Origin of the sequence: Pseudoalteromonas sp. JC3 (genome assembly GCF_030291895.1) — a bacterium.
Taxonomy (GTDB): domain Bacteria; phylum Pseudomonadota; class Gammaproteobacteria; order Enterobacterales; family Alteromonadaceae; genus Pseudoalteromonas.
This window is the reverse complement of record NZ_CP127855.1, coordinates 706950-720808: the sequence shown is the minus strand read 5'-3', so window position 1 is coordinate 720808 and position 13859 is coordinate 706950. Positions and strand designations below refer to the sequence as shown.

The following is a 13859-nucleotide window of genomic DNA, read 5'->3' as shown; positions in this document are numbered from 1 at the left end:
ATAAAAATAACCAACCCATTAATTCACAACAAAGACATAACACAGCCACAAAATCAACATAAAGGAAATGTCAAATGAAAAGAAAAATCACAAAGGGGTTTTATGCAAATTCGTGTTATTTTCGCACTTCTGTCATGCCTCCATATAGAAAGGCACTAATACAAATAACGGAGAAATGTAACTTAAAATGCGCTCATTGCTTTGTTTCAGCTAGAAAGTATGGTGACACCATACCCTATGTAGATATTAAGAATAAGATACTCCCACAACTAATAAAAAGTAATGTTATTAGCGTTAGTTTAACTGGAGGTGAACCAATGATTCACCCAGAAATAAACAAGATAATAAAACTATTCATTGAAAACAATATAAAAGTCACTTTATGCACAAATGGAACCCTTATAAGCGAAAATCAAATCAAAGAATATCAAAGTATAGGCGGGGTATTTTTCAACATTAGTTTAGATGGTTTTTCTTCACAAAGCCATGGAAAATTCAGAGGTGACAAGAACTCTTTCTATGAGACAAAAAATACTATAGAAAAGATTGGAGAAGCTGGACTACTAAAAGGAATCTTAGTGACTCCAAATAATCTTGCCTCCTCAAATGAATATAATGAAATATGTGAATTTGCAATTGAATGCAATGCTAAATTTGTTTTAATGAACCCACTATCAAGTATGGGAAGGGGGGTTAACTCAAAAGGAAAACTTGAAGCTCAGAAAGCGATGATGACTAAGGTGAAGAATGCAACATCAAATTATAAGAAGGATATTGATGTAGTACACATTAGGTTTCCATATAACGATAAACCACTAAGTTCTTGTGAGGCTGGTAATATTATATATATATTCACTAATGGGGATGTAACCGTATGCCCTTACTTAGTTTTTTCAACTGGAAATCCCAACAGCCAACATAAACGTGAAGAGTTCATCGTTGGTAATATTCTCAATGACAAGAATATTTACTCTAAGCTTAAAGATTACAACTACTCTTTTTTATCCAGTGGAAATAATAAAAGTTGCAACTCTTGCGAAGATAACAAGAGCTGCGGGAAAGGCTGCCCGGCAGGCGTTATATCTAATGGCGGCAGAGTCGGTGACTTAGATGTTGAGCTTTGTCCAAAAGAGAACAATAAGATTATACATATAGAGTAAAAAAACAAGGGCTATTTAATTTTATCCCACACCAGCTGTGGGTAACCACCTTTTACTATCTCATAGTCCATCGATAGAACTTCTTGTAAAAAGTTTTCAATGTATCTTATTCCTTCATTATAGCCTAAATCCCCTTTATATAGCTCCAACTCCACAAAACCTCCTAAACCTTCAATAAAGTCTTCAGAAATTATCAAGTCTTTATATTTCCAATCCTTCCTCTTTTTATTTATTTCAATAACTTTTTTATAATTAAGACCTTCAAATAATTTCAAAGCGCTATCACCATCATCAACTTTTAATTCGTACTCATTAGAATAGAGATACTCCTCGTCATCACCCCTAACAACAGATTTCAAGCAGACACTAGCGTTAATATTATTTTCTACTCTTACCCTCAGCCATTTATCTGCTTGAAGTTTCCCGTTCTTTCCTTCATAAACATATGGTGAAGAGCAGGGCTCAAGATACCAATCTATTTGCTCCTGCTCCCCGATAAGCTCTGCATTTTCACGCATCCAAACCCCAAACTTCGCCGGATTTTTAAATTTAACTCTTAATTCAATTTCTTTTTTCATACAGCCCCTTAAACTTTTAATTTTAAATTTATCTCTCTATGATCAGTCAATTTCCTTTCGAGTAATTCACTACTATAAACACTACTCAAAACATTCACTTCACTTCCAACATAAGCATAATCATATCTATAACCATTTCCAGTCCTGCCAATCCAGCTATAGGGCATATTTTCACATCCATTATAGCTATCAACAAAACCAATTGACGATAGATAGTCGAAGAAATCATATTCCCAATCTTTGAAAATATAATACTTTGGAAAATGCCCCCTTGAAACTAAATTAAAATCCCCACAAAACACTGTACCCGAAGTTGGGAAATTTAAAAAACCCTCTTTCAAAGAGCTCAAAAATAGCTTTTTCCTTTTTATCTTTCCTTCACTCCTATCCCTAGATGGTATATAAACATTTACAACATAAACCCTTCTACCATTACACTCAAGATTAACAACAGATACTCTTTCCGGCATATAACCCATATTAAAAGAGCAATCTAAAGCTTCAAAACCCTTTTTTTCCCGAACCAGTATAAAACTACCATAATCTTTACCCTTTGGCTTTTCACCAAAAAATTTATACCCATCATTCGCTGATTCATCTATTATATACTCACACCCTTTACTACTTTTTGTCTCTGTTAGACATACAACATCAAAGTCACCAACTTTAAGCTCTTCCCAAATAAGCTTTGCTCTCTCATATGATGGATTTGATATATTAACGCAAATAAATTTTAATTCGAGCATAAGAACACAAAGAAAAATAAAACCATACTTAAAACTTTAACACATTTGTATTGCTAGATAACTCATTTTTTATGAAAGTTGCGACAGGAACCAGCCCTGCTTTCTGTTTTACTACTGCAAGCTCTGAAGGGGTAAATCTTAGCCCAACCAATTCCGATTGTTTTTCGGCTGCGGGCTTTGCTGTTCTGCCACTGGTTTTTACTGATGATGGCTTATGCATCAAATTAGATAGTGTGTTTTTGTTGCTCAGCTTGATGTTTGTCAGGCTATTTTTTTGACTCATTTTTTGGGAGGATTAAAGAATAAATGGCATCGAATTGCCTACTCACTTCCCTATATTGAAACTTGGCAAGTGGTGATGCGGCTTGCAGCTGTGAGATAGATTTTTTGGACTTAAAGATCTCATCAAATCCCCTGGAAAACTTCAGCGGCAGTACTGGAATATCTCAGCCAAACTTCTCATGCACTAGCGATTGGATATGAATAAAGCTCTCACATTCATGCCAGCTTTTCCCTCTGTCATGTCGCGACTTTTCTAGTTTAGTTGCAACCACCAATACATTTTGATTCAGATGCAGCACTTCTGCAAGCGTATTCAGTCAAGCAAGGATTGATTTGTACTCGTCGTAGATGGGTATAATCACCCAGTCCGATTGCTCGATAGCAGTGCTAATACTTAGCGCGCTATTTGAAAGTGCTCAGGCAAGATCAAACACTATATCAATATGCTCAGGGATGGTTGGAAAAGGTTCGTTAAGATCAACGGTCATGAACTGATCGTCAGGTAAGAGTTCATCATAGATATGGTAAGGCTCATTTGTACCCAAAGCAAAACTATGGTCATGTACTATGTTGGTTGAAATCGGAGATTTTCCCGCCCCTCACTTTGTTGTATAGACTGTTACTTTCATAAACTTGTGTTATCAATTAAATCTATCAAACTGATTTTACTGATATTTTCAAATAATCAAATTTACTTTGTTATTTCGAGTTACTCGAAATAATCTAGATAACATAGTCACTCTATTAAATTGATTTACCGTGTTTTTTCTCGTAACTATTGTGTGACACTCGAAACGTGCCAAGCTTAGCCTTGGCTTTATTGATTTGTAATTCATGCAGCTGAGATTCATCCAAAAGCCCTTGTGAGCGTGCTTTTTTCAAGTCACTATCACTGAAACTCATAATGGCTTGTTCCAGGCTGGATGAAATAAGGGTATGCGCAAATTCCAACTCTTGCATAGAGCCAAGACGTTCAGCCCATTCCTGACTTCTGAACAGGTCAAGACTCAATTCAACATTGCGCTTTTCTTTCATCACAGCGTGATAGGCATTGATCCGAGAGATCAGCTCATTATCTTTTGGTGTAAATAGTGAGCCTTGCTCTTTGGCTTCCATACATTACTATCTATATTGATTAATGTATAAACAGTTTGAACCCTGAACCATAAAATTTCAACTTTGTCAGAAACAGCAAGAAGGGAATAGAGCTTTAGCATGGCGCATCCGTTTACACCACAAATTTGTGATATGGCCGACAGTATGGGTATATGCCTTTATCAGCGCTTTTCTCAGGTTGAAGCCGCTCTTTTCTTGCATTGCACTATTGATGCGCTTACAAAGCTACAGAAGCAGCATAAAATCGAATACATCCAGGTTAACGAGGATCTGACGGAATTTTTCGGCTTTCAGCTTTTGGAGTATTTAGCACAACAAATCCAACCCTGTAATGAACCACCACAACTAAACACACCTGATAAAATTATTTGCGTAAAGGAAGTGCAGCGTCTGACGGATCTATCTCGTACAACCATCTGGCGACTAGAGCGCGCAGGGAAATTCCCCGCTAGGGTGCCACTTACAGGTAGCCGTATTGGCTGGCGTTATAACGATATTCAAGAGTGGATTAAAAGCTGCTAAACTAGCCTCGGAATATAGAGTAATTCGACACAGGGTTAACCGTAAAACAATGGTGGCAGAAGTGGTGGCAGACGCCCTTTTCCACTAATAAAAGTCAAAGATAACCAACTGTAATTTAAAGATTTATATTTTACACTCAAGAAGCAGATCCAGAATATTGAATAACACGCCGATATTCTATCAGCTTTGAAAAACCGCCTCTCGGCGGTTTTTTATTGGGTTCATTTTATGGAGTATATTAACCTTCATAGTTTCGCTAAACTTCAACTGTTATTAGAACAAAAAGGCAACCGCATGATTAACCTGTTCTGTACACAAAAACTCATTGCAAAGCTCCCTGTCAATGAAGGAGTTATACCCGCTTGTTCCGATGCAAAACTGACTGATTTAAGCACGCCAGACACTCACCCTTTGTCAGATTGGCATGCTAATTTGCTCACAATACAACGCAGAAACTGTATGCTCCTGATGCATAATCAAACGCGCTTTCCGGTATTTATTATTGGCCTCACCAAACCAGATTTTGCAAAGTTAGATTTTCTATTTGCTGATAGCTTTATGAATACCTTGCTAAAAGTGGGTGCAAGTAACCAGCAATTACAAAAAGCAGCTTCATTACTCGGCCCGCTAACAATCGCCAAAGCCAATAACCGTAGTGTGCAAGGGACGATGAATCAAATGAAAGGCGATATAGAACATCAACTTTGGTTCGACCAAATTAACATCATGGATTGTTCGCCTTATAGAACTGCCGCCTGGTTAGCTGAACGCCCTTGTATGGTTAAAGGACAAAAAGACTGTATTTGGCCCATTAAGGAAATGCTCGCTTTATTAAGCTAACGCTCCAATATCAACCTGCTAAGCCATTGCTAACTTAGCCGCCTGTTTCCACATAAATGTCGGCATGGTATTTCGCAACTGCCAAGTGATGTTCATGGGCTGCCTACCAATGTGCGATACATAGTCAACTTCGCCAAAATTAACAAATCCTATGGTTTTGCCAAATTCGTCTTTTGCTTGCTCTCTAACAAACAGAAAAAGTCGCTTACCCTTTGCTTTGTGAGTGACATAGTCTAGACCTCTACCATAATCAGGCCTTGCTGAGTTTTGGCTTTGCCAATGGAAAAGCTGTTCATTTATCGCGTAGTCGTGATACATAGTAGTGGGCGAAAACTGCTTTTCGTTTTTATTCAACGTAACGAATAGCAGCTCAATATTTTGCTCTCGAATGCTAAAAACACCTTCTCGAGAATTAGCCTGCTTTTCAAAAGTAGACACACCAAAGCCAACCAATATTTGCTCTCTGGCATAACGAGCCCCAGAATTTACATAATGCCCCAAGTGATAAATACCGTGTGGGCAGGGTTGGTGTGTGACTAAGTGTCGTGAATTAAGACTTTGCCCATACTGCCCCCTTGTCAAAAAGAGAAAGTCTTTTTCAATTAGAACGAACACCACCACACTTTTATGCGCGTAAAAATGTAAAAAAACACACTTTTATGCGCATAAAAGTGTGGTTTGAGTTATAGTATAGGTCGTTAACAATCTTAATTGGCGGGAAATAACAGTGCAGCGTAACTTACTTAACGCCTTAATGGCATGGAAAAACCAATCTGTACGCAAGCCATTATTAATCGATGGCGCAAGACAAACAGGTAAAACCTATCTGCTGCAAGAGTTGTTTGGTAACACCTTTGCCAACATCCTTCGTATCGACTTTCTTGAAAATCCCGCCTACAAAGAAGCGTTCGATGGCTCACTCTCACCTGACGAGCTAATAATGAACATTGAGCTTTTGACCAATCAGGTGTTCAACCCAGAAACCGATCTGCTGATATTAGATGAAATTGGCGAATGTGAGCGTGCCGTTACCGCACTTAAGTACTTTGCCGAGAAAGCCCCCTGCTATTTTGTCGCTGCCAGCGGTTCAAATATTGGTTTGCTCAACACCTTCCCTGTGGGCAAGGTAGAACAATACAATTTACGACCACTGACCTTCCAAGAATTTATTTATGCATCAAACGAGCAAGCGCTGATCAAAGCGTTTGACAGTCAAGCAAGCACACCTGCGGTGCACACTAAATTGATGGATAAACTAACAGATTACTTTTTTACCGGTGGTATGCCGGAAGCCGTTTCTGCTTGGTATCAGTATAAGGATTCAAGCATTCTAGAGCGTGTTGAAAAAGTCACAAAAATTCATGCCGATTTAGTTGCAGGTTATCGCCGCGATTTTGGTAAGTACGCAGGCAAGGTCGATGCTACACTGATTGAATCTGTGTTTAATAGCATTCCAGCGCAGCTATCACTTGTCAGCGATGAGTCCGTTAAACGCTTTAAATTTAAACATGTGCATGAGCGTAAATCTCGTTATAGCGATTTTGAAACCGCAATCCATTGGCTTCATTGCTGCCGTTTAGCTTTACCAAACTACCCTGTTGAAGGATTGCCAAAATCGCCACTAGCGGCCTATAAAAAAGAAAATATGGTTAAATTGTTTCTATTTGATGTGGGGCTGCTTAATCATATGCTAGGCAGCAGTTATAAAGAGATTAAGCAACAAAGCTATGAATACAAAGGTTACGTGGCTGAAAACTTCGTGCAGCAAGAGCTCACAGCCATCGGCGTTGACCCAAGTTATTCATGGAATGACGCCCGCGCCGAAATCGAATTTATTTTGGCAACCGATGAAGGCGATATCATCCCTGTTGAAGTCAAAAGTGGTAACCGTACAAGGGCAAAATCGTTGGCATCTTATGTTGAAAAATGTGCACCAAGTAAAACTTTTAAGTTAACTGGTACACAAGGCTCATCAGCGTTAGAACAAACCAAAATCGTAATGCCTTTGTATTTCACGCAGTATTTACCTCAGAGATGGTAAAAGCGCGTTGCTTAGCCCCCGAGGTCTACATAAAGTTACTTCAAAGGTAACAATCTGTAGACCTTGATACCTGATATTCGGACACTCAGTCTTACCTCTATTGGATACCATAGTATCCATATTGAGCTTATTTCTATTGAAATGGACACCATAATGTCCACTTCAGGTTAGGTGAGTTTCTGCTGACTTATCACTATCACGTAGAACCAGCAAAAAATGGCCAAATTATGTTGACAGAAATCGTGCTCGATAAAGCCCTTCAAAACCTCTATTTTTAAGTCCTAACAGCAGCATAAAAACGGCACTGTTTTTCCGTAGTCATAGCCAAGGAGCACCACTAAGATTTAGTAAAAGCCATAGACAAGTGGTGGGCAGTTTGGTGGGAAAACAGGCATTTTTGAGCGGTTTCTTTTCGGTAAGTTTTTGAGTTTTTAAATGTTTAGATTGCCACCCGAGGGTGGCATTTTCATTTTACTCTTCTTTATTTTCGAGTGCTTCTTCTCGGCGCAGATAGGCGCCTGCTTCATCACTACTTGCACGCAGGTGGTGGTTTTGATCCACCGCTCTCGTTTGCTGATTGAGTTGGTACACTTGTGAGGCATTGCCTAAATCACGCTCGCTGGTAATTGCGGCGATGGATTCTCGGTCTTTTAAGAAGCTAATCACATCTTTACGGATGTCGCTTAGCTGTGCATCGTCTTTATGCATTTCTAAAATATGTCTTGGGTGCTCTAGGTTTTTCATGCCCGTGGCAGCGAAGGTCGTTGATACAATTCTCGACACCACTACCCAAGGGGTAATACTGCTGCGTACTAGCGTATTTTCAGAGCGTGTGGAATCGTGAATGCCAGTACCTGTTGATATTTTAGACTCAGTAAATGTCCCTTCACATTTAAAATAAACCAGCAGAGATTCAAACTGCATCTCGGCATAGAATACGTGTGCAGCATTGGTTAGCATTGATGCAAACGATTTAATCAATAGGCCACTTAGCAGTAAATGTACGGCTACCATCACAACGGCGCTAAATGACGCGATGTTTTCGTCGCTGAAGGCACTAGAAAAATTACTGATATTGGCGCTCGTTACATAGTGGTAAATATCTACTACGGCATAAGCAAAAAAGACGCTTAATCCAAGGGTTACTAGCAGCAGTAAGTTACCACCAAGCAAGGATAAAAACCTAAAGCGTTCAAACGATTTACCTAAATCTAGGGGCAGAACTTTAGGTTGTACTTCTTGGATCATTTCGCCTTTAAATCCACCTTTACCATCAACTTGTTCTTGCAAGCTGGGATCTAGCTCACGATAAACTCGGTTTGGTACTTCTTTATATCGGCGATTAGCCATCACCAAGTTGTCGAGGTTAATAAATATCTCATTTGGATGTACTGATTCTTGCCAGTTTTCTCTTAACTCAGACACTTCAACCACTGGGTTTACTTTGTCTAAACGCGCTTTAAGCATAACAGCAATAATGGCGCTACTGCCAAGTGCAAGCACGATAACGCCCGTGAGATAAGCCCAAGTATGAAGACTAGGTAACGGCGCAAAAAAGAGCTCAATATCGGCTTTACTTAACTTTCCTTCATCCATGATGTAAGACAAAGTTAGACCTATCAAGATTGGTAGCACAAAAGAGAGCGAAATCACTTTAGTGAGGGTCGCACTCCCCAAAGATTCAATAGCATGTTCCGCTTTGCGTGAAATCGGTTTAGCCGCGCTATACCAGCATGACAAAATATATATCATCAGTAAGGTGCTATAGATTGGAAAAGTCAGCTCCCCAGCATCACCGGCAAAGCCCGACAGCGATACAAACGCCACCACGCCATAAAGCACAAGTGCGGTTAATGTACTCACCCATGCACCAAATAAGCGTTGGCTCATATTTCTGATAGGATAAGGGAGAAAGAGTAATTTAGGTGCAATGCTGTGAAGTAAACGCGATAAGAATCCCTTAGGCTCTACAAAAGTACTATTCTTTCGGCCAATCAACATTTCTTCTAGCGTTTTCGCCGCATAAGCGACATCAGCCTTTTCTTGCTTGGCAGTTGAAGTTTCTGATTTACTGAAGTTATAAGCTAAAGAGGTGGGATGGTTACGACCCACAAAAAAGCGCAGCGTTGCATATATTCCTTTTGCAAGAGAAGTGATCCCAAAGCCTAAAATCAACATGCCAAATAGCATGATGATCCAACCCATACCCGCATCGCTCTTAACGGAGCTGGCGGCAATCACCAGTAATGCAATTCCAGCAATAGTTTGTATTGCACCACGAATAGCTGTGATTTTACCTTCCGTTTTAAATGGGTTTTTAAGCCCTAAATCAATAGAGCCATAATCAAAAGCCACTAGCAGCCTCCTTGTATAAACAGTCCAATGTCGGTGGCTAGGAGGTCGTCTAGTTTAGGCAGCGTCCAGCCACACCTTTCAATTTCTGCAATACTCTGCACAATAACTTGTTAAGTTGCAACGAGTTTCGTTTGAATTCAAAGAAGTTCCCATTTACTGTTATCAAATCGTCTAACTTCGTTACAATTAGGCGAAATAGACAGAAGATAAAGCCACTCGTTTTCTACCAATTGTTTTACAACTGGATGTGCTGCCATGATTTGCTCTAGTGCTTCGGTTGGTGCTTGTACAATTACGCTCAAACGTTGTGGGGTATGCATCCATTTTTCACCGTTATGAACGGATTGCATTGGCAGGCCAATTCGCAAATCTCCGCCATTGCCTTCAAACACTCCAATTCTGCCCCCCACTACATTGTGCAACACCTTGTTACCACTGCCATATTTGTGGATATCGGTTACCGAAGCGTTATATTGCATATTGATCCAGTTAGTGACGAGCATAGGGGCGGTTAAAATAGCGGTTAACTGACTAAAGTCTTGGTCTTGCTCCGCGCTGTATTCATGCAAAAAGACTCGGCCTTGCAAGTCAACACCCTGCGTAACTTGTCTCGGCGCGACCACAAATGCTGCATTGTTGGCAAGGCCCCATTCCGGCCTGACTTGAGACCAATCTTTAGTACGGGCTATAAATCGCTGCTCTAATTGCTGCTCAGATAATTCTTTACCAGTTATCACGAGTGTATGAGCGCGCTCTACTCGAGCCAGATGCGCTGCCTGCTTTAACCAGCGGGTTATCTCTGTATCTATTTCGCCATAGGGGGTAATTGTTTCAGTGGTGGTATTATGTAGCGCTGCAACAAAACGGGTTTGCGACGGAATAGCGATGCCTAGCGCGATTAATTCTGCGCGTACCGCTTGGTCATTAAGAAGTTGCGCGAGTACTTTAACATTCACTTCTCCCGATTGGCCGCCACATGCACCACATTGCAGTCCGGCTTCATGTAAATTATTGGTGGTATGTGCTCCGTGGCCAACCAATAGGACTGTATCAGCAAATTCAGTCAGTCCCATCCCTTTTAATATGCCAGCTGCGAGTTTAGCTTGCTCCAAAACAGTAACTTCGTGTTCGCCCTGTTTTAATTGCCACTTTCTTGAATCAATATGACTATCGACGGGATGATGAGTTTTTTGCAGTGAAAACACTTTGCTAAATAGCTGATAAAAGTAACTCATCCCCATCGACTCCACCATCGAAAATGAAGCAGCCGCAGAGTGAGACCAGCTATGCCAACGGCCAGCTTGCTGCCGTTTTGTGGCAAGGTGCTGGGTTGCGGGCGTTTGTATTGCGGTGATTGGTGCTTTTAATAATCCGGGTAACTGTGGCCGACTAAAACGGCAGTTAGTAGCATGATAATCAATAGGTAGGCCAAAAAAACCAGCATAGCCTATGGTTTGAATGCCTGCGTTTTGAGTTTCTAACGCACGGCGGATCACCTCTGAGCGCACATCAATACAAAAAGCCGCTTGTAAGGTTGGTGTAGCTTGCTCACGAGCCTCCTCAGATTTTACCTGCTGAGTCTTTAGCTGCCCCACTAAAGTGACTTGATAACTGAGCTCGAGTGCCCGCTGAAATACCAGGCGCGGCAACAATGCCTTTTTATGTTCAATCACAATCTCAGCAAGTTGCTGCTTTTGCTTGTTCCAATGGTATTGAATACGGGTAAAGGTCGTTGGATGGCGCTCACTCACATAACGCCAAATCACCAGCTCCCACGCCATTCGAATTGCCAGTAGCGCACGCATATCGGAAGCCGGATGCTGGGCAAGATCTGCTTGCCAGCGTTCGTAAGCCGCCCAAGATGCCCAACCATTAATGTCTAGCAGTAGCATGTGCGCATAATCACTCAGCTCATTAAAACCAATCTCTAAGGTGTCGACAGCGAGTGCAATTAAAGACTCAGGAGACGTTGGCAAAGCCTTAAAGTAATCCACTAAGCCCGACTCCCCCATGACGATGCTTATCCCCAAGTCTCGCGATACGGTTTCATGCCAGTGGCGATACAAACAGAGTCTATCCTCACCTTGGGTTTGTTTGAGAATAGGCTGCACCTGCTGATAATGCGCGGCGCAAAATTGGCTAATTTGGTGGCTGATCTCCTCTTGCCATGGCATCTTATGCTCTGAGCGATAACGGTCAAGTAAATCCGCTAATGTATGCCAATGTGGCAACTCGCCGCAGTGACTTTTTTTGAGCCAATTAAGTAGCGCATTGGTGCTGCGATCCACCGCATAATGTGCCGCAGATTGCTGCAATGCTTGCTCTGAAATCGCCTCTTGCTGCCATTTTTCAAGATAAAATGCCACGGGCATCAGCATTCTAACCTGTGCCAACGCACTCATTTTATTGACCACCGCATCAAAGGGCAGATCGCGCATTCCCCAAAATGGATTCACTGCGATCAATTGATCGAGTGGCCAAGTTGGCGCAATGCGTGTTTCTGCGCTCAGGAGTTGTTGCTGTTGCGGCTTGGATAGCTGAGTCTGTTTGTTATTTTGTATGTCTATCATTACTTCTGCTCCTCGTACCCTGCAGCATAGCGATGAATGGCTAGGTGTTTCTGCTTTTTAATACTTGGCAAATGGACGGGCCAAAGTAATATGGTTAATCGCGTCATCCACTCGTCTAAGTACAGGCCGGCATACAACACCCGAGAGAGTTTTTGCACCGTTACCAAATGTGCGCGGTAATAGAGCAGATAATTTACTACGATGAGTAACACTACTAAGCTGAGCAACCAAATATCAGCACCATCGAGTGCTTGCGCTCTAAGATCATTTGGTAGCGCGACCACCAAGTGCAATAGCCACTTTTGCGCACTATAGGCTGCCAACAACACAACAGCTGCGGTGATGATTCTAAAATAGCTACTAGGGGCTTGCGCCTCAAAACGCAGCGCTAGCCACACCGTTAATGCGCCAACCATTAGTCCCCAAATACTGATAGGACCTTGATATTCAATAACGACTGCAGCTGCTGTAGTGAGGCCAGTTGCCACGGCAAGTGCAATGAGCCATTGCCACAAGGGCGGTTCAAGTTGGTCGCTCAAGCGACGAGTCAAATCTTCATGGATCCACTGGCTTGAGTTTAAAAATGCGTGAGCTTTGTAGGCTGAATGGGCTAATAAGTGTAGTAGCGCTAATTCATATAGCCCCAAAGCACACTCCACTAGCATCAGTCCCATTTGCGCACAGGTTGACCAAGCCAAGCGCACTTTTAAACTGATCCGCGTTGTCATGATAAGCGCGGACAATAATGTCGTTATTCCTGCCACGATCAAGATCAGCCATTTCGCAGCTTCTACGCGTAAAATCAAAGGGCCAAACACCATCACCAAAAAACCACCCAAATTAATGATCCCTGCATGCAGCAGCGCACTTACCGGTGTGGGTGATTCAACCACTTGCATCAACCAGCCATGCACTGGCAGTTGCGCGCATTTTATCAGCGCCACAATTGCGAGTAAGCCAGCTGCTGATTGCTCTAGCACAGTCAGTGTCGTTGAGTGAGTTAAGTAATAGTCGGTGATGTCATTAAGCCGGAGCATGCCAGTGCTTAGGTAGATACAAATAAAAGCCCCCAGCAATGCACTTTCTGCCAAGCGCGCCAAAATAAACTTTTTGTGTGCGGCCAATGCCGCTCTCGGGCGGTTAGGATAAAACAGCAGTAGACGGTGTAGGCTCAAACTAATGCCAACCCAAGCCAACCAAAATAGGATTAAGTGATTACTGAGCACCACAATAGTCACGCTCAGTAATGTCGTGAGTAGATAGCGAAAATAGCGGCCCCGGTGTTTTTCACCATGTAAATAGTGAATGGAGTAACGCAGTAAAATAAAGCTCATAAAGCCAATCAATGACACCACGCTAAGCCGTAAAAAGTTTATTTCAAACAGGCTACTGGCAATATCACCTTGTGTTGCCCAACTCCCCCAGCCAAGAGCGATACAAATTGCCACACCAATAGCAAAACCGTTCGCGATACGAAATAACCCAGCGTTACTGCGAGACGCTTTGCTCATGAAAGACGCAGCAATCAAAAAGTGTAATAGCAACAGCACCACTAAGATATTAATCATCACTTTCTATGCTTCTCACCTAAGTCTTGAATCAGGTCATTATTTCAACCTTTTTAATTTAATAAAAATAGATATAATTTA

General features: G+C 41.6%; 10 protein-coding genes and 1 pseudogene. 4 read left to right on the top strand and 7 right to left on the bottom strand.

Translation table 11 applies throughout. The annotated features are described in order from the left end of the window. Positions 1-74 precede the first annotated feature (74 nt). Complete coding sequence (locus tag QSH61_RS03070) at positions 75-1160, top strand: radical SAM/SPASM domain-containing protein (RefSeq protein WP_206471432.1); 1086 nt, start codon at positions 75-77, stop codon at positions 1158-1160. An 11-nt stretch (positions 1161-1171) separates the two neighbouring features. Here the strand turns inward: QSH61_RS03070 and QSH61_RS03065 are convergent, their stop codons facing one another. The 3 genes from QSH61_RS03065 to QSH61_RS03055 all read right to left on the bottom strand — a co-directional run bounded on the left by QSH61_RS03065 (position 1172) and on the right by QSH61_RS03055 (position 3882). Further along, positions 1172-1738, bottom strand: coding sequence for a CYTH domain-containing protein (locus tag QSH61_RS03065; protein ID WP_206471433.1), 567 nt, complete (start codon positions 1736-1738; stop codon positions 1172-1174). A gap of 8 nt (positions 1739-1746) precedes the next feature. Next, positions 1747-2484, bottom strand: a complete 738-nt coding sequence (locus QSH61_RS03060) for an endonuclease/exonuclease/phosphatase family protein (RefSeq protein ID WP_206471434.1) — start codon at positions 2482-2484, stop codon at positions 1747-1749. A 1026-nt stretch (positions 2485-3510) separates the two neighbouring features. Beyond that, positions 3511-3882 carry a hypothetical protein gene (locus QSH61_RS03055; RefSeq protein ID WP_206471435.1) on the bottom strand — a complete coding sequence of 124 codons (372 nt, stop codon included), beginning with the start codon at positions 3880-3882 and terminating at the stop codon, positions 3511-3513. A gap of 99 nt (positions 3883-3981) precedes the next feature. On the opposite strand from QSH61_RS03055, the gene QSH61_RS03050 reads away from it, so the two are divergent. Together QSH61_RS03050 and QSH61_RS03045 are read left to right on the top strand one after the other, a co-directional pair. Beyond that, the gene (locus QSH61_RS03050; protein ID WP_248298642.1) at positions 3982-4404 is read left to right on the top strand and encodes a helix-turn-helix transcriptional regulator; all 423 of its coding nucleotides are present in this window, start codon (positions 3982-3984) and stop codon (positions 4402-4404) included. Between the two features lie 228 nt (positions 4405-4632). Continuing rightward, on the top strand, positions 4633-5244 hold the full coding sequence (locus QSH61_RS03045; protein WP_206471436.1) for a DUF6933 domain-containing protein: 612 nt from the start codon (positions 4633-4635) through the stop codon (positions 5242-5244). An 18-nt stretch (positions 5245-5262) separates the two neighbouring features. On the opposite strand, the pseudogene QSH61_RS03040 reads toward QSH61_RS03045, so the two are convergent. Continuing rightward, a pseudogene (locus QSH61_RS03040) lies at positions 5263-5724 on the bottom strand (DUF3427 domain-containing protein); the annotation flags it as partial. 247 nt (positions 5725-5971) lie between these two features. Here QSH61_RS03040 and QSH61_RS03035 point away from each other — a divergent pair. Continuing rightward, positions 5972-7285: an ATP-binding protein gene (locus QSH61_RS03035; protein WP_206471437.1), complete on the top strand. Its 1314-nt coding sequence runs from the start codon at positions 5972-5974 to the stop codon at positions 7283-7285. Between the two features lie 471 nt (positions 7286-7756). Here QSH61_RS03035 and QSH61_RS03030 read toward each other — a convergent pair whose 3' ends face one another. The 3 genes from QSH61_RS03030 to QSH61_RS03020 all read right to left on the bottom strand — a co-directional run bounded on the left by QSH61_RS03030 (position 7757) and on the right by QSH61_RS03020 (position 13778). Further along, a complete protein-coding gene (locus QSH61_RS03030; protein ID WP_206471438.1) occupies positions 7757-9640 on the bottom strand; it encodes a hypothetical protein in 1884 nt (627 codons plus the stop codon). Positions 9641-9777: 137 nt separating this feature from the next. After that, a complete protein-coding gene (locus tag QSH61_RS03025) occupies positions 9778-12210 on the bottom strand; it encodes a YbcC family protein (RefSeq protein ID WP_206471439.1) in 2433 nt (810 codons plus the stop codon). Next, complete coding sequence (locus QSH61_RS03020; protein ID WP_206471440.1) at positions 12210-13778, bottom strand: NADH-quinone oxidoreductase subunit L; 1569 nt, start codon at positions 13776-13778, stop codon at positions 12210-12212. Before QSH61_RS03020 ends, QSH61_RS03025 begins: the two co-directional genes overlap by 1 nt. Positions 13779-13859: the final 81 nt, after the last annotated feature.